The following is a 24,788-nucleotide window of genomic DNA, read 5'->3' as shown; positions in this document are numbered from 1 at the left end:
TAAATTACTTCACCCCATAAGGCTTTCCGTATGGAACATCTACCTTGCCATATCGACGGATACGAATATTGGCCTGTTCAGCGTGACCAGTAAAACCTTCCAAAATACATAGACGAGAGCAATATTCGCCAATTTTCACAGACGCTTCATCTGTCAGTACTTTTTGATATGTGCATGTTTTTAAAAACTTACCTACCCATAGACCACCTGTAAATCTAGCTGCACCAGAAGTAGGCAAGGTATGGTTTGTACCAATTACCTTATCACCATAAGAAACATTTGTTCTTGCACCCAAGAATAATGCGCCATAGTTCTGTAAACGAGCCAAGAAGAAATCTGGATCTTTTGTCATTACTTGCACATGCTCTGAAGCAATACGGTCTGACTCTTTAATTACTTCCTCATCGTTTTCACAAACGATAATTTCGCCGTAGTGTTCCCATGCGTGGCGCGCAATTGGGGCGGTATCTAAAATACCGAGTAATCTTTCCACTTCTGCTAATGTATCTTCAGCTAATTTTTTTGAAGTAGTAATTAACACTGCAGGAGAGGTAGGGCCATGCTCAGCTTGACCAAGTAAATCGGTTGCAACTAATTCACCATCTACTGAATCATCTGCAATCACCAACGTCTCTGTAGGGCCTGCAAACAAATCAATACCGACCGTGCCAAACAATTGGCGCTTAGCTTCAGCAACATAGGCGTTACCAGGGCCAACAATCATGTCTACTTTTGGGAATTCACCAATCCCAAGCGCCATAGAAGTAACCGCTTGCACGCCACCAATGCAGTAAATTTCATCGGCACCGGCTAAATGAATAGAAGCAACCACCGCCGCACTTGGCTTGCCTTCAAATGGAGGCGTTGTAGCAATCACTTTCTTTGCACCAGCAACTTTAGCGGTCACAATACCCATGTGTGCAGAAGCGAGAAGTGGATATTTACCACTTGGAATATAACAACCAACGGACTCTACCGGGATATTCTTGTGACCAAGAATCACGCCAGGGATAGTCTCAACCTCGATATCCTTCATTGAATCACGTTGGTGCTGAGCAAAATTACGAACTTGCGCCTGAGCAAATTTAATATCTTCAATTTGCTGCTCAGTTAATTCAGCCATACAAGCTTCAATTTGAGCCTGGCTTAAACGGAAATTTTCAGGATTCCATTTATCAAATTTTTCTGAATATTCATGAACAGCGATTGCTCCACGTTCGCTGATATCTTCAATCATGTCTTCTACCACTCTGCGTACTTGCTTAATATCTGCTTCGCCAGATACTTTTGAAGTGGTGGTCTTCAAGTAATAAGCCATACTTTCCTCGTTCTCAATTAGGGCAAAATTTGCATCAGACTTTATATTCTGGTGCCTCTCATTTATTGCCATTATCGAGAACCTCTTTTCGTGAAACAATTTCGCAAACTTCACAAAGTAGACTCAAACTGAAGCAGAAATCATAAATCTTTCATGCGCAAAATTAAGCGCTTACCTCTCCCCTAATAACCTTCGCAACCTGCCGCACCATTTGCTGCTTGTTGCGAATTTTCACAACATCCAGCCGTCATTAATATCTCTCAGACATATACTTATCTGGGATATTGCACATGAAATTTCTTATTAAAGCATCTATATCACTATCCCTGACTGTGGCACTCCCTGTTTGGGCTGAAAGAATAATCGTAGCTACCACCCAAAATAATCCACCCTATAGTTTTGTAACGAATGGCAAGCCAGATGGCTTTAATATTGCACTGATTCGTCTACTATGTGCCGATTTAAAAAGTGAGTGCGATCTAAAATTAGTCGATCCGATTCAAATTCAAAATCTAGTATCAAAAAATCAGGCAGCATTTGGTGTCGCATCAATCAGAAAGAATGAGGTTCAACCACAAAATCTACCAACAGAGGTTTATGGAAATGTGAAAGGTGGATTTGTCACTGCAGGTAAAACCGTTTATCCAGCTTTCCTCTCTTATGACTTTTTAGCGGGTAAACGCGTTGGATATGTGTCTAATTCTGCCTTCGAAAAACTCGTTAAAAAGAATTTTCCATCAGCAACTTCCTGGGGATATTTGAATTCTGGCGTTATGTTTAATGCCTTGAAAGATCAATTAATTGATTTAGCCATAGATGATTTAGGTGTCATTAACGATGAAGTCAGCCGGCGTAATGGTTCATTCACCGTTGTAGGCTCTCCTATTGTAGAAAGAAGAGTGCTAGGTGATGGTTACGTAATAGTTCTAAATAAGCAAAATGAAAAAATGCGTCAACAGTTAAACCAAGTCATTAAAACAAGAATTGCTGACGGTTCAATTAATCAGATTTCACTCAACTATCTCGGTTTTAAACTATTCTGAAAAACACTCCATAAATGTGCGGTGTATCTCCATATTGCTACTCGCAATAATATTTCCTTTAGTATGGAGATCGATCGGTGATCCGTCCCAATTGGAGATCACACCGCCCGCCCCTTCAATGATTGGCACAAGGGCAAGACAATCATACGGTTTGATATTGCACTCAACGACCACATCTACCGTTCCTAAGGCGATTCCAGCAAATGCATAACTATCATAGCAATATCGAAGATAAGATGAACGTTGGCGAATACGACTCAACACTTGTAGCTGTTTTTCCCCGATATATTTCTCTGGTGACGTAGTAAATGCGATTGCTTTTGCGGGATCTCTATTTTGCTTAGCATGGCATTGCTTACCATTGAGGAAAGTCTTGCCTAATTTTTTACTAAAGAAACGTTCATTGGTCACTGGAAAATCAACCAAACCCGCAATTGGTTGCTGGTTTTTAAGCAGCGCAATTAAAGTCGCAAATGTAGGCATTCCAGCAGCAAAACTCTTTGTACGATCAATGGGGTCTACCACCCATGTATATTCACTACCATTATCGATAAAACCAAACTCTTCGCCAAAAAAATTATGCTCAGGAAAATTTGCTTTTACATAAGAAGATAGCCACGCTTCAATTTGCATGTCCGCTTGTGTTACAGGCGATAAATCTGGCTTGTCATATACTTCTAAGGGCTGGCGAAAATACCGCATAGAGATTTCTTTTGCAGCATCAGCCATCTGAAAGAAGTCTTTTTCTATGTCTTTATCGAGTATTTTCATTTTTCAATTTCCCAAAAAATATGGGCGGTTAAAAAACCGCCCATATGATGTACAACTTAACTTGCTGACTTAACAGCTGCAGCCAATTTCTTCACAGCATCATCTGCACTCATCGATGGATTATTAGCAAAGCTTGTAATCGTATCGACATAAGCACCACGCAAATTACGTGGCAGTGCAATATTTTCCAAGAATGAAGGAAGGAAACCACCAGATTTAATTGAAGCAGCGCGATCAACAATTGCTTGCTTACCACACGCATCAAACTTATCGGCTGGAACATCCATAAATGGAGAAATTGAACCTTTGCGCAAGTTAAATAATTCTTGAGCAGATTTGTCCATCAGCAAATTCGAGAAAGCCTTTTGATTTGCTGCTGCATCCGCATTTTTTTGTTTAAACATCACAAAAACATCTGAAACAAAAACAAAGTTCGCATTGTTACCAGGCGCAGAGACACACACAAAATCTGTCCCTGGCACTTTATTTTGTTTCAAGAACTCGCCTTTTGCCCAGTCACCTTGAATCTGCATGCCTGCTTTTCCATTAATGACCATTTGTGTGGCAACGTTCCAATCACGTCCTGCACGGTTCTTATCTGCATAGGACAACACCTTTCTAAATGTTTCAAAGGTCTTTTTCATGGTGTCGCTTTGAATAGACTTTAAATCATGCTTCACGATGGCACTTTTATAAAATGCAGGACCACCCAAACCAATCATGATAGATGAAAAGATCTCTGCCTCTTGCCAATCTTCCCCACCTAAAGCCAAAGGAATAATGCCATCCTTTTTCATTTTTTCCGCTAATGCTAAAAACTCTGGCCACGTTGTCGGGGCTTTATCACCATATTTAGCTAGTACTTTTTTGTTAATCCAAAGCATATTCTCTCTATGCATGGTGATTGGAATACTATAGTAAGAGCCATTTACCTTAATGTATGGTTGCAATTCTTTTGGGATACGTGCATCTAAGTTACCTGCTTTTGCATACGCATCTAAGCTTTCTAATGTATTTTGCTGTTGATATGAGCGCATAAGCTCAGGAAATGTTGCCGCTGCAATAGGTGCACTTCCTGCTGCCAACCTCGCCTGCAAGGCTTGTTGAGCATTAGCTCCACCATCGCCAGCAATTGCAGAATCCTTCCAGCCAATCCCTTGTTTTGCTAATGCATCACGCAAACTCTGAATCGCATACGCTTCACTGCTAGACGTCCAGCCATGCATCACTTCTACAGTACCAGCTGCTTGAGCATAGCTTGCCGCAACTAAACCACCGATGATGCTTGAAGCAATAAAAGACTTGAACTTCCAATTTGTTTTACAAGTTTTTCTCATTACTATCTCCTTTAGAAAAGCACTACCGTGAAACTAATTAACTGCTACGTTGAAATCAGAAAAGGCAATATGCTCGGCCACTCTTAATGCTTGTGCGGCAATGGTTAATGCAGGATTAACGATCCTTCATGATTGGATGCGCTCTTCAGTCTTGGCATCAAAGAAAAGGATTTTGTTAACATCAATGCTTAAATGCATTTTTTCACCAGGATTTCCTAACCCCGGTGCAAGCCTTGCCATAAATGGCTCTGCATTTGCATTTAATTCAACAAAGTTGTCTGAACCTGTCGGTTCTACAACCTCTACCATTGCAGAGAAATTTCCCGGTAGTTGCTGATTTTCAGCCTGGACGTTAATCCACTCTGGTCTAAAACCAATGACGATTGGCTTACCTACATATTGTTTAATGCGATCAGAGACATTACCTAGATCAATACGGAATGGATTTACTTTATCTTCACTACCAACAAACATTACTTTGCCGTTAAGCATTTCTAAATGGCCAGAAACACAGTTCATCTGTGGTGAACCGATAAACTTAGCAACAAATAAATTGTTTGGTTTTTCGTAAATCTCTTGTGGTGAAGCGATCTGTTGAACAACGCCGCCATTCATAATGACAATCTTAGTAGCCAACGTCATTGCTTCAATTTGATCGTGTGTCACATAAACGGTAGTCGTCTTTACACGTTGATGCAGTTTCTTAATTTCCGCCCGCATGTCGGTGCGAAGCTTCGCATCAAGATTAGATAATGGCTCATCAAACAAGAAAATCTTGGGCTCACGAACCATCGCACGGCCCATTGCTACACGTTGGCGCTGGCCACCAGATAGCTGACTTGGCTTACGATCTAGTAATTTATCCAACTGCAAAATTGAAGCAACGCGCTTTAATTCATTTTCTTGTTCTGCTTTTGAAACACCTCTGACCTTCATGCCAAAAGTTAGATTTTTTCTAACCGACATCGTTGGGTATAGCGCATAAGATTGAAATACCATCGCGATATCGCGCTCTGATGGTTCTAAATCATTCACCACTAAACCATCAATAATGATTTCGCCACTTGTTACTGGCTCTAAACCCGCAATCGCATTAAGTAATGTTGATTTACCGCAGCCTGATGGACCTAGTAGCACCAAGAACTCACCATCATCAACATCAATATTGACCTCTTTCAAAATTTCAATATGGGCATATGATTTTTTTACGTTTTTGATATGTAAAGATGACATGATTAACCTTTCACTGCGCCAGCCATTAGGCCTCGAACAAAATATTTCCCGGCAAGAAAATAAACGACTAATGTTGGTAAGGCCGCCAATATTGCCGCTGCCATATTGGTGTTATATGGCTTCTCACCAGTACTAGTACTAACCATATTATTTAGTGCCACCATAATTGGTGTATTACTGCCACTTGTGAATGAAACACCAAACAAGAAGTCATTCCAAATACCGGTGAACTGGAAAATAATTGTTACAACAATCATTGGCACTGATAAAGGCAATACAATTTCGAAGAAAATACGATTAAATCCAGCACCATCTACTTGCGCTGCTTTAATTAATTCTTGTGGAACTGAAATAAAGTAGTTTCTAAAAAACATAGTGGTAAAAGGAATACCATAAACCACATGCACCAAAACCAGACCATATAAGCTATCCGCCAGCCCTAACCATCCGATTGATTTCGCAATAGGAATCACAACCGCCTGATATGGTACAAAGCTGCCAAAAAGGATGATTGAGTAAACTAATTTTGATCCTTTGAAATTAAACTTGGTTAATGCATAGCCATTAAATGCACCGATGAGTGTAGAAATGAGTACCGCAGGAATAACCATAATTAATGTCGTATGGTAAAAACCTTTTAACCCCACACAATCAATGCCCACACAAGCAGAATCCCAAGCATCCTTCCATGGTTGTAATGTTGGATTTAATGACCAAGCGAAGATCGATGTGTTTCTTACTTCATCAAGATCTTTCAAAGAGGCGATTAGCATCACAACAAGAGGCATGAGGAAAAAAAGAACAAAAATGGCTAATACAAAGTAAAGCGCAAATCTTCCAACTTTTTTCTCAAACTTCTTTGATGAACGGCTCTTCATTTGTTTATTTTGAATTACGGCGCTCATTTCTCATTTCCGAATAAAGATATGGAACAATAATGGCAATCACAGTAAGTAGAATCATTACTGCACTTGCTTCCCCTTGCGCTAATTCACCACGACTAAATGTCATTTTGTACATAAATGTCGTTGGCAAATCACTTGAATACCCTGGTCCACCGTTTGTTAATGCAATGACCAAATCAAATGAACGAATTGCTTGATACACCAAAATAATAATCACAGTGAAAAATGCAGGACGAAGTACAGGCAATATAATTTCTAGATAGATACGGGTATAACCAGCGCCTTCCATTCTAGCGGCCTTGATAATTTCATTATCAACACTTCTGAGACCTGCAAGGAAAATTGCCATAACAAAACCAGCGGTTTGCCAAATCGCAGCAACAATCACCGCATAAATAGACATTTCGGGATTCACTAACCAATCCACATGAATATTTAGACCAATTGAATTAAATAATCGATCTAATCCAGTATCTGGGTTTAATATCCACTTCCATGCAACACCCGTCACGATTAGCGAAACGGCCATTGGATAAAGGAAAATCATCCTAATAGCACCTTCTGCACGGATTTTTTGATCCAGCAAAATTGCCATTAATAACCCGAGAGCCATCGTCACTACGACAAAGAAAATAGAGAACGTAAATAGGTTATTGACAGAGACCATCCATCTTTCAGAGGCCCACAATTTGACGTACTGCTCAAAGCCAACAAACTCATAAACTGGAAAGTATTGAGACCCCGTAAATGAAATCAACACAGACCAACCAATAAATACATAAACAGCTACTAGCAACACCAAAATGGATGGTGATACAGTCAATGCAGCAAAAAAGTTATTGCTAAATACGCGTTTTGATTTTGCTCTTTTTAGCGTGGCTTGCTGATTAACTGATTGATTTGCTTTTAGAACTTCTCGCATCTCTCCTCCTACCTTTTTTAAAAAGGAGGGACAAAGCCCCCCCTTTTTTGTCTACTTACATGTGCTGCTCTAGATCACGACCTTCTTGATACTCACGATGGTTTTCTTCGATATCTACGTAAGCAGGTACTGGGAAATCCCACCAGCCAGGTGTGTAAGGGCCAGCTGCGTCACGGGATGTAATCACTTCCACTAGTGATGGGCCATTGCATGCAAGTGCGGCTTTTAGCGCAGGGTTCAGCTGAGAAGCATGTTCGACTTTCCAAGCTTCCAAACCAAAGCTACGAGCAATTTGAGTAAAGTCTGGAGAGTAAGGCTTGCCATCTGGTGTATTGAACTCACTACCCACATGACGCCCCATGATCTTGCGTTGACCACCACGGATAGACATATAGCCAGAGTTGTTTTGCACCAAGAACACGACAGGAATGTTGTGCATGACACAAACAGCCATTTCTTGGAATGACTGCATAAAGTCACCATCACCAACAATACAAACCACTTGGCGTTGTGGCATAGCTAGTTTTGCACCAATTGCTGCAGGAACCGCCCAGCCCATAGAAGAGAAGCTTCCGGATGTTAAATGCGTTCTAGGCATATACACAGGGAAGGTTTGTTTGACGGCACCTTGCGTATTACCCGAACCCACCACAACAATGCCATCACGATCCATTAACTTACGTAATTCACCCAATGGGCGTTGTGAAGTAAATGGTGTGGCATCGCTATCACGGCGGCGAGCCAATAGCATTTCCCATTCATCTTTTAGCTTTTGCAAATCACTGAAGTAAGCATCGCGTTTGGCTAGCACGGCTTTGGAGTCTTCAGCAGAAATGGCTGCTAGCATATCTGTCAATGCACTCTTCGCATCAGCAACCACACCAACTTCTGTTGGATAGTTCTTACCAATTTCTTGGAAATCGATATCAATGTGAATCAGTTTTGCAGGAGGGAAAGAGAAGCTGCAATCTTTGCGGTAGCTAGAAGCAGACCAGTCAGTGAAACGACAACCAACTGACAGCACCACATCCGCTTTAGTCGCAATTGCGTTACCACATGTAGTACCAGTTTGACCAACAGACCAAGCGTTCAAGAAGTGATCTTCTGGAATTGCACCTTTACCATTCCAGGTTGTTACCACTGCAGCACCGATTTTTTCAGCCAGTGCCACTAGCTCTGGAGAGGCTTCCGAAGTAATTGCACCACCGCCAGCAACAATTACCGGGCGCTCAGCAGACAGCAGCAATTTGACAGCTTTTTCAATCACAACCGGATCTGCACGCATACGACCTGCAGCCATACGCTCGCTTAGCGAGTGAATTTCTACATCGGCTGTTTCTGCCTGTAAATCCATTGGAAATTCAATATGCACAGGGCCTGGGCGGCCTGTTAGCATCGTATTAAATGCGCGGTGCATTAAGAATGGGATTTCATCTACACGTTTAGCTTGCCAGTGACGCTTGGTAACACCTTCAACTACGCGAGGAAAGTCATTCGACTGAAAACGGTCTAGCTCTTGCATCACACCATGGCCAGCCATGTGCGTTGCTGGCGCGCCGGTCAACAAAATAGTTGCAGTAGAATCTGCGTAGGCGGTTGCCAAACCCAAAATCGTATTTGATGCACCAGCACCAATTGAGGTCACCGCTGCCATTGGCTTGCCTGAGGCACGGTAGAAACCATCGGCCATATGCACGGCACTTTGCTCGTGCATTACTTGAATAAATGGCAATTCTGAGCCAGGCTCTAGAAATGCATCAGTCATCGCCCAACAGCCATGACCAGGAATACCTGCAACGTATTGCACGCCGTATTGTTTTAGTGCTTTGGCAATAATTTGCCCACCGGTAAGTTTCACTGTTATCTCCAATCGATTTATTTATTGAATAACTTCAGAGGATTAGTCTCTAACTGCCCACTGAATGCCACGGCGAGTCATTTCCATTACTTCTGGAATAGAAAACTCTGTTACTGTGTGGCCGATGGCTTGGTAGAACACCTTGCCTTTACCCCAGCGGCGTTTCCACGCTTGCGGCATTTCCACTCCGTCAATCCATGGGAAAACATTGCCGGTGAACTTGGTCGTTGCGATTACTTCGTTTGCAGGATCTACATGCATGTAGTACTGCTCTGAATACACTTTGAATGTGTTCAAGCCTTGTGTAATTTCTTCATCTGGATTGGTGAAGGTCACTTCATAAGGAACAAAATCACCTGGGTGACAAATAAATTGACCACCTAGCACGTAATGGAACATGTGGTTATCATTCAGCGCATCAGCAGTACCGTGCCAACCAACTAGACCCACGCCTTGCTCAACGGCAGAAACCAATGCCGCCTCTTCCGCTTTTTCCAGCTTACCTTGTGTCCAGTTAGGAATAATTAGGTCAAATTCACGCAGATTCAGCGTCAGCAGATCAGATAGATTGGTTGAGCGAGTTACTTCAAATCCTTGAAGCAAATGCTCTTCAGCAAAATCGGCGATCGCCTCTGGGTAGTGCCCCGGCCATCCGCCAGATAACATCAATACTTTTTTCATCGTCCCTCCAACTCACCAATTGAAATGTGTTTGTGTGAATGAAGTATCTGATTTGAGGCAACTCGTCACAATTTCGCAGGATCTGTTTTTTGTGCGCACACTGACGCACATTTCATAAAAGCGTGATGTTCTAGTAACGTAAAAGTGAATTGCGCTTCACCAATGAAAAAACCGAGCCTAATGCTCGGTTTTTTCATTGGTGAAGCGAGGTGGAAACTTGCTTTAGATAATCAGGTTTTCTAGCGTCGTTTTCAAAGACTGAGCCACTGTTCTGCCATCTTCTTCTTGCTGTTTCTTGCAAAATAATTCGCAACTCCACCAACCGTTATAGCCTGTAGATTTCACTGCGTCAGTCCACTCTTTTAAGTCTAAGACTCCTTCACCGGTTGGGATATCTCTAAGTACTTCTTCATTAGGAACTTCTCCACCATATGGCAAAGAATCACAGACATGCACACCATAAATTAAATTTTTGTCTAGTTTTGAAACCTCTTCAGGCGTCACACCAGACGTATAACAATGCCAGTAGTCGATCACGATTTTTAAATTGTCCCGCTCCGCTTGATTGATCAGCGCGACAGATTGCGAAATACCGCTGACAGGCGCCCAAGACAGGGTCTCAAGATACAATATCAAACCATAGTCTGATGCCATATCTGCCAGCTTACGCATATTTGCAGCAGTGATCTTATGTTGCTCTTCTTTGCTTAAACCCAGCACGCCTGTATATCGCTCAGACTTTCCAAACTGCTTAAACTCAAGCACCGCATTCACATCCACTGGACCTGTTAGAATCTGAACCCCACCTGCACCAATCAAATGAGCGGTCTCAAATAAGCTTTCTGCTTCATTAAATAAACTAACACTATCAGCACCATGTCGTTCAATATCAATGAGAAAACCAAAACCCGGCACATAATAATTTTTTAATAATGCAGATAGATCTACCTTTGTTTTGCCTGTCTCAAGATAGGATTGCACTTTAAATTTAGAAGTCTCTATGCCATCAAATCCCAATTCGGTCGCAATCTTTAGATCTTCTTCAATACTTAAGTATTTGGTTGCTGTGGAGTGTAAAATAATTGAATTAGGTTTCATTCTGCACCCTTAGCAGATTGTTTAATCATATCCGCAGCTTTCTCACCAATCATGATGCAGACAGCATTTGGATTACCAGAAATTAGCGTTGGCATAATTGACGCATCTGCGACTCTCAGCCCTTTAATCCCTTTTACTTTTAATTGAGCATCGACTACCGAAGCCTCATCGGCCCCCATCTTGCAAGTACCTGAAGGATGCAGTGCCGCATGTGCTTCATTCTTACAAAACTCTCGCAATTCTTCTTTAGTCCGAGTAGTGGCACTTGGCACATGACGCTTTGCAATATATTTTGCAAATACAGACTGCTCCATAATTTCTTGACCAACCAAACACCCTTCTGCCAAACAATCCAGATCATATGGATCAGAGAAGTAATTTGGATTAATTACTGGGTTATCTAACGGGTTATTGCTACGAAGCTTAACCGTACCTCTCGATTTTGGTCGGATCTGCCCAAGATTTATTGTGCAACCATTCCCACCAGGTACTGCGTCAACTCCCTCTTCAACGCCAGCCCCTACCACCATAAAGTATTGAATATCCGGTGTTTTGGCTTGTTTATCTCCCCACCAAAATGCACCGCCTTCAATTAAATTTGAAACAGCAGGACCATTTTTAAACAACACATATTCAAGCCCAGCCATCGCCTTCCAGTGCAATTTCTTATACTTATCGTAACTATGTGGGCCGGTTAGTTCGTAAATTAATGAAATTTCAATATGATCTTGAAGATTCTTACCAACCCCTGGTAAATGCTGTTTGACAGCAATACCATGCGCACGCAATTCTTCCTGATCACCAACACCGGATAGCATCAATAGCTTAGGAGAGTTAATTGCCCCAGCGGAGAGAATCACTTCTTTATTTGCACGAATGACTTCGGTTTGATTACCTTTAATCACTTCAACGCCAACAGCTCGACCTTCTTCAATAAGGATTCGGGCAACTTTACATTTTGTTCTAATTTCGAGATTATTTCGGCGTTTCGCAGGGTGAATATAGGCAACGGCGGCACTACTTCTTCTGCCATTTTTTGCCGTAATTTGATATAGGCCACAACCTTCAGGATCCCCAGAGTTAAAATCAGGGTTATATTTCATTCCATATTGTTGACAAGCTTTTAGCCATACTTTGGTCAATGGATGAATATATTTAATGTCTGAAACGCCTAAAGGTCCGCCTGTCGCGTGTTCATTATTACTAAAGCGCTCGTTATCTTCTGCCTTTTTAAAGTATGGCAGCACATCTTTGTAGCCCCAGCCATTTGCACCAGAGGCTTCCCACCCATCATAGTCTTCAGGCACGCCACGAATATAGATCATGGCATTCACAGAGCTACCACCTCCAAGCACACTGGCTTGCACCATGGTGCGGCCATGACTATTACCGTCAGCGCCTTGCCATTCATACCGCTTTAATAAACTACCTTGCGCTGTTTTATAGTAAGTACCAGGTATATGGATATACGGATTCCAATCACTAGGACCTTCTTCCAACAACAATACGGAAGTAGCTGCATCCTCACTTAATCGCGAGGCAATGACACATCCCGTAGAACCACCACCAACCACAATGTAATCAACCATATTCATCCTACTTTTCACTTCGTCAAATAATCTGCTGAAAGGCAGACTATTTTTTCTGTTGTTATTCAATGCACGCATTAGTACTAATCAACGTTACATTTATCAGAAAGTGGGATCAATTTCGCAGCCACCAGAAAGCCAGACGCAATCTGACGCACTGATAGAGTGAACGGCTAAAATGAAAAGTAAGTTGTGGGACTACTTGAATTTAAGCTTGGTTAAAGTAAGTAGAGGAATAATCAAAAATAAGCCAACCAAGAGCCAAAATGCGCCTACTAAACCCAACCAAGCAGAAAGTAAACCAACGATAGCAGGGCTCATTAATGTGCCACCATATCCAGCTGTCGTTAATGCTGCAATCGCAGCCCCCGTTGGCATGACCGTTTGGTTCGCTGTGCGTCTAAATAAAATAGGTACAATATTAGAAGCACCGAATCCGATGAGTAAAAACCCTAATGCATTTAACGAAATGGAGTTGACGGTCAAAATCAACACAAACCCTGCAATGGCTACTACGCTACTTGATAGCAACAGTTTTTTCTCTCCATAAACATGGCTTAGACGATCTCCAACCAATCTGCCAGTTGTCATCGCAATGCTAAATAGAACAAAGCCAAATCCGGCATATTTACTTGCAACGATACCCCCTTCCGAAATTAAGACCGCCGACCAATCCAAAATGGCACCTTCGGCAAAAAAGCACACGGCACACATCAGGGAGAGGATTAATACGGGACCTTTCGGTACAGCAAATAATTCTGCAGTCTGATCAGGCTTATCTTTAAATAGTTTGGGATACGCCAATAGAGTGACAATTAACATCAGCATTGCACAGATGAGGCAACTAACAAATGGGGACACATCCAACGCTGTTAACAAGGTCATTGTGCCAGCACCTGCTATACCGCCTACACTCGCCATTGCATGAAAACCAGAAAGTAGTTTTTCATTGCTTTTATGCTCTACTTGAACAGAATGGATATTCATGGCGACATCCATTGTTCCTAATGACGCGCCAAAAATAAATAAGACGAGTGCTAGCATGCTTGGCGTAGTGACAATCGGCAGCATAGGAAGCGTCAATGCCATCATGATTGAAGATACCATGATAGGGTATTTGCAATTGATCTTAGAACAAAGCGCCCCGATGAGAGGCATCACCAAAATGGCTCCAATGCCCATTGCTAATAAACTTGCACCTAATACATCATTTGTGGCGTTTAGATGAGACTTAATAAAAGGGACTAAAGGTGCCCAGCAAGACAATGCAAAGCCTGCTGTAAAAAATACCAATCTGGTAGCTAGTTTAGCTTTTACTATTTGTATAGAAATCATTAGTTAGGAGACTATAAATTTAAATAGTGTCCACACTAGTCAATTCCAAATGAAAAAGCAATTTCGCAACTTATATTTATTTTAATGCACTGTGATGCATTGATTGTTAAATAGTGAAATTAAAACGGTAATAATTAATTCATTTATCTACGATGGTCTAATATAATTTAATCCAGTTAGAAAGTTAAATTGCTTATTTTTATCATGAAAAAACATCGTAACAATGTAAATATCTGCTGAATGATGAAGATCTAAATCCTTCTTGAATTACATTAGAATCACTTCAAAGGTGAGAGACAGATGAAATTGCTCATGAAAAGCAATAAAGGTCTTCGTGTAATCTTGCTCGCAATGCCATTCATGCGCTGCTTTTGATTCAAAACATTCGATAAACACCAATCTATCAGGATCATCTGTACACGTAAAAAAGTCATATGCAATACAACCGGCCTCTTGTCTTGTTTGCGCTTGCACAGGCGCTGCTGCAGCCAAAATCTTATCTCTAGTGTCCGGTTGAAGCTGGATCGTAATTAAAAACTTGTACATACCAATGCCCCTTTGGTGAATGAAGATGACATAGCATGTACAATTTTACGGATGATCAAAAGAAATGCGGAATGCCCATGACAGAAGTTGCCAAGATAAATGCACCACCAGCCGATGAAAGAACAATTGCCAACGCTTTCAGATAAAACTTACGGGCTTCTTCTGACCTTTTTGTAACTGGTTTCATAACAGCCTCCTTAGTTGAACAACGTGATAACAGCTTAACGACGGATGCTTAAGGGATGCTTAAAATGGGGTGTATAACAATGAATAAAGTGAAATCTTTGATCCGCACTGCGTTTAAACTAGGGCGGATGTACGATCGCTAAAAAAGTCTATTTGACCACTTATGTAAGTTCGCCAAAACGGAAGCTAGACGCAGTCACACCACCAAAAATATTTTTTTCGTGATACACGCAATAGGCTTTTTCAGACTCCGCAGCACCTAAAGCAGTCATCAGCGGAATCAAATGATCTTCGCGTGGATGGGCAATTCTGGCAGACGGTGCTTTTGTCCAATCGCACACAGTCGCCGTTCTCTCTTCTTGCGATTCAATTGCTAAGGCGGTTTGTAGCCAAGCATCAAATTGCTCTGAAGGCACTTTACCAGCCGCGCCAAATTGGCGCAGGTTGTGGTAACTCAGCCCACTACCCACAATTAAGATACCCTCTTCTCTTAACGGTGCTAATGCACGGCCTAGCTTTACATGCTCTAGCGGATCATAGTGCGTGCGCATAGAAAGTTGCACAACAGGAACATCTGCCTCAGGGTACATCACGACAAGTGGTGCAAACGTACCGTGATCAAAGCCACGCTCTGGATCGATTGCTGCAGGCAAGCCTGCTGCTTCAATTAGTGATTTCACTCTTTCTGCCAAAGCAGGATCGCCCGGCGCAGGGTACTTTACTTGATACGTATGCGGAGGAAATCCGTAATAATCGTAAACCATTGGCGGCACAGGATTACCCATTACCGTATAAGCAGTTTCTTCCCAATGCCCAGAAATCATCAATACTGCTTTAGGTTTCTCACCTAGTTCATTCACCATTGCCACTAATGATTCTTCAAGCACTTTCATTTGTGCACGAAAATCCGGCATGTATGGCCAAGGACCACCACCATGAGAAATGTAATAAGTAGGCAACTTCTTCACAAGACTTCCTTTTGTTCGGGCTTTTATATTAACCAAAATGCTAGCACGCACTAACGGCACGCATTTCGGAAAAAAGCGAACAAGCTATGCAGAAATTTTGAATAGATAAAATTGGGACAAAAAAACCGGCTTGGAAGTTCCAAAGCCGGTTTCTAGAGATGTGTAAAAATGGTGATTAATCTTCAGATATTTCTTTAGGATGCGGATATACCCGTAACAAGACAATTCTCGGGCCATTCATTTTTTTAATCACGATATCGAACTGATCAAACGCAACGCGATCCCCCTCTTTCGGGATTTCACCTAAACGCCACATCACCAAGCCGCCAACAGAATCGGCATCTTCTTGTTCAATTTCGATTCCAAGTGCGCGCTCTAGAGAGAATACTGGCAAGCTACCTTTACCAATCATGGTGCCATCATCTAGTAACGACCAATCATGATGATGTTGGCGGAATTCATCTCTTATTTCCCCCACCATGGCACCTAGCACATTGTCTAGGGTGATAAAACCCAATGGATCTTCTGGCTTATACGCCACCACGGCAAAATGAGGGCCACCGGTTTTAAAGCGTCTAAATAAATCCATTACCGCTTCATCTGGCTGCACATACACCACCGGCTGCATAATTTTGCGCCAATCAACTTCGTTTGGATCACGTTGCAACGCTAAGAATAGATTTTTTAAGTGCACAACGCCGAGCACTTTCCCTTCTTCATCAATAAAGGGATAACGACTAAAACGGTGAAGACTGATAATTTCTAGATTGTCCGCTAAGGAGTTTTCCTCCTTTAGCGCAATCACTTCACTAAAAGGTCTCATCAAATCAGAAACCTCCAAGTCGCCCACATCTAATGAGTGCGCGAGAATTTTCCAATCGGACTGAGTAAAGTTATCTGCATTATTACCCGTGCGAAGAATCACTTTTAACTCTTCAGAAGAGTAATGCGCATCATGGCTATTATGTCCATCGGCCAGACCAATCCAACGCAGCACTTTATTAGAGCTAGCGTTTAGCACCCAGATAGCGGGGTACATAACATGGTAGAAGCTATACAAAGGAATAGCACACCAAATAGCCACGCGTTCTGACATGCGAATAGCCATGGATTTTGGTGCGAGCTCCCCCACCACAATGTGAAGGAATGAAATCGTAAAGAAAGCAAAGAAAAATGAAATGCCGTGTACAACTTGCGGTGAGAAAATTCCAATCGCGTTTAAGATGGGAGAAAGTAGATCGGCAAATGCAGGCTCACCCACCCAACCAAGGCCAAGTGACGCAAGCGTAATACCTAATTGGCAAGCAGATAAATAGGCATCCATGTGGCCATGGACTTTAGCCAAGATACGTCCGCGTAAACCTAGCGACTTTGCAATCGCTTTTACACGGGTTGCCCGGAGTTTCACCAGACCAAATTCAGCAGCAACAAAAAAACCATTCAGAACAACTAAGAAAAATGCCAGCAACACTAGCAATAAATGACTACCCATATTGTGAGCAGTTAAGCTCAGCCCCTTTCAGAATAATGAGGTCACATTCTAACGGACATTCAGCAAAATCGCATCGGTAAATTCTTTTTTGTCAGGTATTGTTAGGTGAAATTTTCATGAAAACATCAATTTTTAGTTGGGCTACGATGGTATTTCAACCGCCAACCACAATCAACAATGCAAATTGACGCACATGAAAAATCGTTTTTTCTTTTACCAAACGATATAATCGATACTATTCATACAATTTATATTGATCGCCAAAGATGACAGAAACTAGCAGCACAAGCACACCTGCCATTAAACCTTGCCCTAAATGTGGTCAGCCAGGGGCTATCCGTAAAGCGGGTTCTAACCGTGTGTGGGTTCAGTGCGCAAAATATGGGAAGGATGGTAATTGCACGGCAATTAGCCGCCCAGAAGCGAATAAAAAAGATGCTATTACCGTATGGAATAAGATGAAGTAATTATCCACATACGAAGCATGCTTTTTATAGAAACAGGGCACTTCATGCGGTTGAAGTGCCCTGTTTCATTTCAAAGTAAGCTTATTTTCCGACATACACCATACGCAACACGTCTGCATTACGATCTTCTGTCATTAGCAAACTTCCATCACTCGCCATTCTCACATCCACTGGAGCGCCCATTGGTTGCGCCCCTTTGGCACCCCATCCATCAATCAGCACTTTAAAGTTACCTTGTGGTGCCCCTTGGTCGTTGGTTTTAAAGCTAACTAACCGATGCCCGTTGTCACGGTAACCATGGAAACCGACAATTAAATTACCGGCATATTCGGCAGGGAATTGTTTACCTGTATAAAAAATCATGCCTAAAGGCGCTGCATGCCCTGGTAGTAACTTGGCTGGAGCGGTTGTTTTTTTGCAGTCATATTTAGGGAATTCTGGACTAGCTAGTTGATTATCATAGCAATATGGCCAACCGTAATTTGTACCTGCAACTAATTGATTAATTTCATCATGTGGTAGGTCGTTATCGTTCGGTAGATTGAGTTTTCGACCAATGGCATCTCGGCTATTTTCACCTTGCCAAACCTGACCAGATTTTGCATGTAATGCAAGTGCAACAGAGTTGCGTAAACCACTCGCAAAAACAGACCACTCGACTAATTTGCCACCAGGTTTATCAAACTTATATTTTCTAACTACGCCTCTCGCCTCTTTGCCTTCCGCTTCTTTACAAATAGCTTGGCCAGCTGCGCTATCACAATTATCACTTTCGCTACCGGTGTTAACCAGTAAGTCACCTTCTTTATTAAACAGCAAGCTAACCAACGGGTGACGTCCGGTAGATGGAAGTGCAGGTAAAGCAGATGAGCCACCGATTAAGTCTTCTTTTTTAGGCGCACTGTCTAATGGGTTAAAGCGAAACACACCACCAACATAGCCTACATAAGCCATTCCATCTGGCCCTTGAATCACCCCGTGGGGACGATCAATTTTATCGAGCAATTTGGTTTTTTCTGTTTTACCGCCAGAAAACTTTAGTTTCCAGATACTTCCTTTGTTATTTTGCCAACCACCCATATCTACTAATAAAGCCTCTCCATTGGCTAGCGGTAAGATGCCTCGGGGAAAGGTGAAGCCTTCTGCGACTAAGCCAACACAAAATCCTGCCGGCGTAGTGACATTAATTTTAGGAAAACCGTCACATGTGCCTGAAGTGGGATACCCTGCAGCCATTACATGGGCACTTGCCATAAAAATCGTGGTCAAACTAGTCGTACGGATCAGTTTCTTGATCATAAGGAGAAAACCTTTTGGGTTGATCGTTGCAAAAATGTTACATTATTACTATGGCATGAAAGAATACAGTGTATCAATAATTACACATGCTAGACTGAAATTATGAAAACCTATCGTATTACGATTACGCTTGCGCCACTGAGCGAACTAGAATGTCATCGTGCACTCGATGCCATTAATCAGTACTGGCGCCGCCCTGAACAGCTCAGCCGCAAACCGTGGCAGGGAGCGTTCATCCTGACTGCGTCTGCAGAAATGGAGATGTCGGTACTAGAAACAGAGCGTTTGTTCGGTAAACGAATTTCATCTGCTATTTGGCGTCGTCTAGGACGCTATGTACGTGTAACGGTAGATTTCACCGGCATCGATGCTGATAATAATAGTTTGTTAGAATTTGATGAATCCCACTATCGTGAAGCGATGTCGATTCGTTAAACAAGCTAATCTAGCACGCAGAGTTGCCAACTAAGCCAGCTAACATTTTGTTACTGGCTTTTTTGTTGGATTTTCACCCATTCATCCTGTTTGCTTACTTTTCGCATATTCTCCCCTATTTCTCCGAATTAGACATTGATGGAATGTCATGCTATTTGCAACTTCTCACAAATGACATTTGCAAGTAAAATCAAAAACAATGTCATAACTGACTAGCAAAACATTCCAATCTTCACACGTAACACTTGCTAGTGAACCTCCCCAATTCGGACGAACAGCATGCATCAAACACTTACAGAACAACATTGTCACTTCTCTACCCATGATAATGTGAAGTTATTTTATCGATATTGGCCTTCAGAGCTACCTAAAGAACAGCGTCGTGGTGCAATCGTTTTATTTCATCGTGGCCATGAACATTCAGGAAGAATGGCTCATCTTGCTTCTGAATTAGGGTTAACCGATTTTGATGTTTTTGCCTGGGATGCCCGAGGACATGGACAATCGCCAGGAGCCAGGGGAGATTCCCCTAGTTTTGCAACTTCTGTGCGGGATGTTCAAACATTTATCAGGCACCTTTCCGATGAATATGGATGGAATGAAGAGTCCCTATTTATCATAGCCCAAAGCGTAGGGGCGGTATTGATTAGTACATGGGTGCATGATTACGCTCCACGTATTCGAGGAATGGCGCTTGCCTCACCAGCATTCAAGGTAAAGCTATATGTTCCTTTCGCAAGGCAAGGACTTGGCTTATTAAAGAAAATACGCGGGAATTTTTTTGTTAATAGCTATGTAAAATCTAAGTTTTTAACTCATGATATCAGCCGACAGCAAAGCTACGACTCAGACCCCTTAATTAGTCGTCCAATTTCAGTGACAGTATTGTTAGGTCTATATGAAGCGGCTGATCGTATTGTTGCAGATGCGCATGCAATCGTAACCCCCACCATTCTATTAACTTCTGAGTCGGATTGGGTTGTACATCAACAACCGCAGATCGAATTTTTTATTCGGCTTAGCAGTACAAAGAAATCGTTAGTCCGATTATCTGGTTTTTATCACGATACCCTAGGAGAAAAAGATCGGCATCTGGCGATTGATCCAATGAGGAAATTTATATTGGATTGTTTCAGCACTCCATTTGAACATCCTAATTTTCAACAGATCGACCAATTAGGCCACAGTGTTGAAGAGTCGAAAAAAATCAGTACCCCGTTATCTAGCTGGAGCCCTTCTGGCTTGTACTGGGCTTTGGGAAGGTTAAACATAAAACTGGGCTCGCTATTATCAGTTGGGTTACAACTGGGCAGGAAAACAGGATTTGATTCGGGCAGTACGCTCGACTATGTGTATCGTAATCAAGCCAATGGACGTAGCCTGATTGGACGCTTAATTGATCGCCACTACTTAAATGCAATCGGCTGGAAAGGTATCCGTCAGCGTAAAGTTCATATTGAAGAATTACTTCAAATTGCTACCAAACACTGTGAATCGGCAGGTATGCCACTTCGCCTTATCGATATTGCAGCTGGACACGGCCGCTATGTGTTGGATGCTGTAAAAACGCTACAGCAGCAAGGTCGCATTTTTGAAAAAATAACATTACGCGACTATAGCGATATCAATGTTCGTGATGGAAAAGCACTGATCGAAGCAAGACAATTATCTAGCAATACCAGTTTTCTGCAGGCAAATGCGTTTGATGAAAAAAGCATTGCCAATACAACCCCAAAACCTAGCATTGGTATCGTGTCAGGACTCTATGAGCTATTTCCTGAAAACACACTGATTCGACAATCCTTGAGAGGAATGGCAAGTGCCATTCCTGCAGGTGGTTATTTAGTCTATACCAACCAGCCATGGCACCCTCAACTAGAGTTGATCGCCAGAACATTGACTAGCCATCGAGAAGGGAAAGATTGGGTAATGAGAAGACGGACTCAAGCAGAGATGGATGATTTGGTACGTGAAGCAGGCTTTGTCAAGCTAGAAGAACGCATTGATGAATGGGGTATATTTACCGTGTGCTTGGCACAACGCAGCATGGATTAATGCATGCACGCTGTTCTAAAGCATCCGATTATTCGGAGTATTGTTTGGTTAGCCATACTCGCACCATTCTTTTTTTGGTCTTATGGTTGGGCAAACCACTATGCGGCCAATTTGCCTACGGTTCCTTCCATTCAATTTTCTTGGGAAAGTAACATCCCATTTATACCATGGATGATTCTTCCTTATTGGTCCATTGACCTGCTATACGGCTTGGCTTTTTTAACCTGTAAAGAAAAACAAAGTGTCGATCGTTATGCACTAAGGTTACTTACTTCGCAAATCATTTCTGTCGTTTGTTTTATTGTTTTCCCGCTCCGTTGCCTTTGGATAAAACCAGAGGTAACAGGTACTTGGGGAGCTTGGTTTGCACAATTAATGGCGTTTGATCTACCTTACAACCAAGCACCCTCTTTACATATTAGTTTACTCGTCATTATTTGGAGTCAGTTTGCAACTCGTTTGCGTGGATGGAGTTGGGCTGTTTTTTCTTGCTGGATGGTGCTGATCGCGATCTCGGTTCTAACAACTTACCAACATCACTTTTTAGATATACCAACTGGTGTACTTGTGGGTTTATTTGCACTTTGGTGCTGGCCAACAACATTGGCGCATCATTCACCGATCTTTAGTAATGCAAAGAGAACCGTGGTAAGAAATAGTTGGAAATTAGCAAGTGGCTACTTTCTGGGGGCAATTCTGTGCTTAGGTTCTTTGCTTTTACTGGGGTGGATGGAAGGGTTTGGCATATTACTACTCTGGATTTCCATCTCATTACTCATGGTTTCTGCTTGCTATGCGATGGGAAGACCGGATTGGTATCAAAAAATGGATGGCTGTCAGAGTGTGGCTGCCTATTACTTACTACTCCCTTATCAACTTGCAGCGAAGTTTAATGCGGCGTTCTGGACGAGGAAGATTGAAGTAGCACATGAAATCGTACCTAATGTGTATTTAGGCAGATGGTTATCTAGAAAAGCTTGGCAAAATTGGCGTCACCAGAATTCTCACGCTATTCGTTTTGATCTTTGTCCTGAATTAAGCGATTTTCCCTATTCAGTGGAAAAACGGGCGGGTAATTTTATATCGATAGCATTTTTAGATTTGTTAGCACCAACGACAGAACAATTAGCTCTAGCGGTGAGAACACTAGATAAACTATATGCAGCCCCAAATTCGCCTAAGATTTATGTATGTTGTGCACTTGGGTTTTCTAGGAGTGCGTTAGTGCTAGCTGCTTGGTTAATTTATTCAGGTAAGGCTAGCTCTGTTGAAGAGGCTATTACTTTGATCCAGCAAAGAAGGACGTGTATTGTCATTTCACCAAGTGGCATAGTCGCCCTAACGCGCTTCAAAGAAAGCGTGAAGAATGATTGACGAATGGCAACAAGAAAAAAGTGTTGCACGCCAGACTGCTAGATGGATTTTTATCGTTTGGTTTAGCTGGGGATTGATCTTAGCCCTAATGCATCTTCAAACTTGGCTAGCAATATTTACGAACATTCAATGGGGAATCGCTTGGGTAAGTTGCTTTACCGTATATTCGTATTTTGCGCTGCGTACAGGTTTTGACTTTCTCATTTTTACTTGGTTTGCTAGTGCACACAACGAAGCAACTTGGCGTCATCGGGTATTCTCTTTTGATCGCTGGCTAAGCAAAAAGAATACTCCATCGCCCGTCCAAGCCACTGAACATCGCACCATGCACAATCGTCAGCATGGCGTGTATCGACTTCTGTTTAAACAATCTCTGATGGCTATCATCTGGATTGTTTTAATTGCTCTATATCCAAAGTAGCCACAACGATCAGTGCCCATGACGAAACCGACTACGCGTCTCAGAAGGAAGTTCATTAAAGAGTTTACTGTAGTCTCTAGAAAAATGACCTAGATGATAAAACCCCCAGAATCCAGCCGCCTCGCGGACGGTATTGCAGGTTGGGGACTCGCTACTTAACATTCTTCGTACCCCATTTAGGCGGATTGAACGTAAGTAATCCACCGGCGTTGTATTGGTGATTAATTGAAAACTATTTTGTAGCGTACGACGACTTACTTTTAGTTTGTTACACAAGTCTAATACGGAAACAGGTTCTTCTGGGCTTGCCGTTACAATGACTTGGCTTCTTTTCACAATGTCACAGTGTGTAGCGTAAGTAATATTCATTCTTGCGCCGGGAGTAACCTCGTTCAGCACATCTAGGAGCATAGAAATAAACTGGTGGCGGATAATTTTTTGCGTGCCTGCAAAAGCCAATAAATCGGGATTGTGTACCGCTTCGTTAAATGCTTCTAATGCAATTTTACGAATAGGCTCTAGTCGGTTATCTGGGATTTGGAAAACCGGATGGCGTGATCTCGTTTTGGAAAATTGCTCAGCTAGTCTTGGCGCCAGTACCGCCAACTCATCATAGCCAACCGAGATTTGGATGTAATCTACATTCGGCGGTAGATGAAAAGTAAACTCTTCATTTCCGGTCAGCAGCAACACCGAGCTCAAAGTTACCGGCACGCCTTGGAGCGAACAACTACCCGGCAATGAGACAGGAATGCAAAAATTTAGCATTTTTGCTGGCGCACTACCATATTGCACGACACGCTGATTCAGCATCTCACGAATGATGGTGAGGTCACCAATTGTTACACTTTCCATTGCGCCTAAAAATCTACCGGCGGTGATTTGATCATAATGTTGCGTCCAAGATGGCACAGCACGTGCATGTACAAATGCATCATCAAATTGCCTAGATTCGGTTAGTTGCATGGCTCTCTCCTTCCCTGTCAAAACCGTGTGTGCATCATGCGATGTTTATTCGATTTTTACAAGAATGTGACGCAATTAATCACAGCAAATTTCGCTGTTAAAAATCACTTTATTAACTTATTAATAATTAAATGTACTCCAACCATTATCACTAGGCAATACCTACATCTAGATAGTCATTTCTCTATATGACTCTTTAGTCGACAAACTATTCTGTTCGCATCTTCAAGAATTTTTTGCTTTGCCAATTTTGGATAAGCCCTCTCCGGATAAACATTTACATTCTGATTCGTCAAAAAGCCAAACGAACTAGCTGCAGATTTCCCCTAGCTTCGACAGGCGCTTTATTGCTAGATCAAAATAAAATAGGAGTCACGGACATGTCTGAAAACATGGTGCAGGTCTTACCCGAAGTCACCGCCTTCTTGCAAAAAGAACACGGCCTTCTGATTAACGGCCAATCTCAATCTGCCCGTACCGGTAAACGGA

Annotated in this window: 23 protein-coding genes; 6 read left to right on the top strand and 17 right to left on the bottom strand. The window is 42.2% G+C overall.

The window, feature by feature from the left end:
• Window positions 1-4: 4 nt before the first annotated feature.
• A complete protein-coding gene (hisD, locus tag LIN78_RS12865) occupies window positions 5-1,318 on the bottom strand; it encodes a histidinol dehydrogenase (RefSeq protein WP_227181249.1) in 1,314 nt (437 codons plus the stop codon).
• A gap of 290 nt (window positions 1,319-1,608) precedes the next feature.
• Here hisD and LIN78_RS12860 point away from each other — a divergent pair, with 290 nt between their 5' ends.
• Window positions 1,609-2,361, top strand: a complete 753-nt coding sequence (locus LIN78_RS12860; protein WP_227181248.1) for a substrate-binding periplasmic protein — start codon at window positions 1,609-1,611, stop codon at window positions 2,359-2,361.
• On the opposite strand, the gene LIN78_RS12855 is transcribed toward LIN78_RS12860, so the two are convergent.
• The 14 genes from LIN78_RS12855 to LIN78_RS12795 all read right to left on the bottom strand — a co-directional run bounded on the left by LIN78_RS12855 (window position 2,353) and on the right by LIN78_RS12795 (window position 17,282).
• Window positions 2,353-3,132: an inositol monophosphatase family protein gene (locus LIN78_RS12855; RefSeq protein WP_227181247.1), complete on the bottom strand. Its 780-nt coding sequence runs from the start codon at window positions 3,130-3,132 to the stop codon at window positions 2,353-2,355. The two genes, LIN78_RS12860 and LIN78_RS12855, sit on opposite strands and share 9 nt — an antisense overlap.
• Window positions 3,133-3,188: 56 nt before the next feature.
• Window positions 3,189-4,469, bottom strand: a complete 1,281-nt coding sequence (locus LIN78_RS12850) for an ABC transporter substrate-binding protein (protein ID WP_227181246.1) — start codon at window positions 4,467-4,469, stop codon at window positions 3,189-3,191.
• A 126-nt stretch (window positions 4,470-4,595) separates the two neighbouring features.
• On the bottom strand, window positions 4,596-5,702 hold the full coding sequence (locus tag LIN78_RS12845) for an ABC transporter ATP-binding protein (protein ID WP_227181245.1): 1,107 nt from the start codon (window positions 5,700-5,702) through the stop codon (window positions 4,596-4,598).
• Between the two features lie 2 nt (window positions 5,703-5,704).
• On the bottom strand, window positions 5,705-6,607 hold the full coding sequence (locus LIN78_RS12840; protein ID WP_227181244.1) for a carbohydrate ABC transporter permease: 903 nt from the start codon (window positions 6,605-6,607) through the stop codon (window positions 5,705-5,707).
• Window positions 6,585-7,529 (bottom strand): carbohydrate ABC transporter permease, encoded by a 945-nt coding sequence (locus tag LIN78_RS12835; protein ID WP_227181243.1) that lies wholly within the window; start codon window positions 7,527-7,529, stop codon window positions 6,585-6,587. Before LIN78_RS12835 ends, LIN78_RS12840 begins: the two co-directional genes overlap by 23 nt.
• 55 nt (window positions 7,530-7,584) lie before the next feature.
• Window positions 7,585-9,387 (bottom strand): thiamine pyrophosphate-binding protein, encoded by a 1,803-nt coding sequence (locus tag LIN78_RS12830; protein ID WP_227181242.1) that lies wholly within the window; start codon window positions 9,385-9,387, stop codon window positions 7,585-7,587.
• A gap of 42 nt (window positions 9,388-9,429) precedes the next feature.
• Complete coding sequence (locus LIN78_RS12825; RefSeq protein ID WP_227181241.1) at window positions 9,430-10,068, bottom strand: ThuA domain-containing protein; 639 nt, start codon at window positions 10,066-10,068, stop codon at window positions 9,430-9,432.
• A gap of 222 nt (window positions 10,069-10,290) precedes the next feature.
• A complete protein-coding gene (locus tag LIN78_RS12820; RefSeq protein ID WP_227181240.1) occupies window positions 10,291-11,166 on the bottom strand; it encodes a sugar phosphate isomerase/epimerase family protein in 876 nt (291 codons plus the stop codon).
• Window positions 11,163-12,755 carry a GMC family oxidoreductase gene (locus LIN78_RS12815; protein WP_227181239.1) on the bottom strand — a complete coding sequence of 531 codons (1,593 nt, stop codon included), beginning with the start codon at window positions 12,753-12,755 and terminating at the stop codon, window positions 11,163-11,165. Before LIN78_RS12815 ends, LIN78_RS12820 begins: the two co-directional genes overlap by 4 nt.
• Before the next feature lie 198 nt (window positions 12,756-12,953).
• Window positions 12,954-14,090 carry an MFS transporter gene (locus LIN78_RS12810; RefSeq protein ID WP_227181238.1) on the bottom strand — a complete coding sequence of 379 codons (1,137 nt, stop codon included), beginning with the start codon at window positions 14,088-14,090 and terminating at the stop codon, window positions 12,954-12,956.
• A 267-nt stretch (window positions 14,091-14,357) separates the two neighbouring features.
• Complete coding sequence (locus tag LIN78_RS12805) at window positions 14,358-14,636, bottom strand: putative quinol monooxygenase (protein WP_227181237.1); 279 nt, start codon at window positions 14,634-14,636, stop codon at window positions 14,358-14,360.
• A gap of 55 nt (window positions 14,637-14,691) precedes the next feature.
• Entirely contained in the window at window positions 14,692-14,823 is a 132-nt protein-coding gene (locus tag LIN78_RS18240; RefSeq protein WP_264474625.1) for a hypothetical protein, read from the bottom strand.
• Between the two features lie 160 nt (window positions 14,824-14,983).
• Window positions 14,984-15,790 carry a DODA-type extradiol aromatic ring-opening family dioxygenase gene (locus tag LIN78_RS12800; RefSeq protein WP_227181236.1) on the bottom strand — a complete coding sequence of 269 codons (807 nt, stop codon included), beginning with the start codon at window positions 15,788-15,790 and terminating at the stop codon, window positions 14,984-14,986.
• Window positions 15,791-15,965: 175 nt separating this feature from the next.
• Window positions 15,966-17,282, bottom strand: coding sequence for a hemolysin family protein (locus tag LIN78_RS12795; RefSeq protein WP_227181235.1), 1,317 nt, complete (start codon window positions 17,280-17,282; stop codon window positions 15,966-15,968).
• A gap of 266 nt (window positions 17,283-17,548) precedes the next feature.
• On the opposite strand from LIN78_RS12795, the gene LIN78_RS12790 reads away from it, so the two are divergent.
• The gene (locus tag LIN78_RS12790) at window positions 17,549-17,749 is read left to right on the top strand and encodes a Lar family restriction alleviation protein (protein ID WP_227181234.1); all 201 of its coding nucleotides are present in this window, start codon (window positions 17,549-17,551) and stop codon (window positions 17,747-17,749) included.
• Window positions 17,750-17,830: 81 nt separating this feature from the next.
• On the opposite strand, the gene LIN78_RS12785 is transcribed toward LIN78_RS12790, so the two are convergent.
• Window positions 17,831-19,048, bottom strand: a complete 1,218-nt coding sequence (locus LIN78_RS12785) for a PQQ-dependent sugar dehydrogenase (protein ID WP_227181233.1) — start codon at window positions 19,046-19,048, stop codon at window positions 17,831-17,833.
• Between the two features lie 102 nt (window positions 19,049-19,150).
• On the opposite strand from LIN78_RS12785, the gene LIN78_RS12780 reads away from it, so the two are divergent.
• From LIN78_RS12780 to LIN78_RS12765, 4 genes are all read left to right on the top strand, one after another.
• Entirely contained in the window at window positions 19,151-19,483 is a 333-nt protein-coding gene (locus LIN78_RS12780; RefSeq protein WP_227181232.1) for a hypothetical protein, read from the top strand.
• A 279-nt stretch (window positions 19,484-19,762) separates the two neighbouring features.
• Window positions 19,763-21,538, top strand: a complete 1,776-nt coding sequence (locus LIN78_RS12775; protein ID WP_227181231.1) for a bifunctional alpha/beta hydrolase/class I SAM-dependent methyltransferase — start codon at window positions 19,763-19,765, stop codon at window positions 21,536-21,538.
• A gap of 3 nt (window positions 21,539-21,541) precedes the next feature.
• Window positions 21,542-22,912: a phosphatase PAP2/dual specificity phosphatase family protein gene (locus LIN78_RS12770; protein ID WP_227181230.1), complete on the top strand. Its 1,371-nt coding sequence runs from the start codon at window positions 21,542-21,544 to the stop codon at window positions 22,910-22,912.
• Window positions 22,905-23,333, top strand: coding sequence for a hypothetical protein (locus LIN78_RS12765; RefSeq protein ID WP_227181229.1), 429 nt, complete (start codon window positions 22,905-22,907; stop codon window positions 23,331-23,333). The genes LIN78_RS12770 and LIN78_RS12765 overlap by 8 nt, the downstream gene beginning before the upstream one ends.
• A 9-nt stretch (window positions 23,334-23,342) precedes the next feature.
• Here LIN78_RS12765 and LIN78_RS12760 read toward each other — a convergent pair whose 3' ends face one another.
• Window positions 23,343-24,299, bottom strand: a complete 957-nt coding sequence (locus tag LIN78_RS12760) for a helix-turn-helix domain-containing protein (protein WP_227181228.1) — start codon at window positions 24,297-24,299, stop codon at window positions 23,343-23,345.
• Window positions 24,300-24,788: the final 489 nt, after the last annotated feature.

Source organism: Leeia speluncae, from assembly GCF_020564625.1.
Lineage (GTDB): Bacteria > Pseudomonadota > Gammaproteobacteria > Burkholderiales > Leeiaceae > Leeia > Leeia speluncae.
This window is presented reverse-complemented; position numbering and strand designations above follow the sequence as displayed.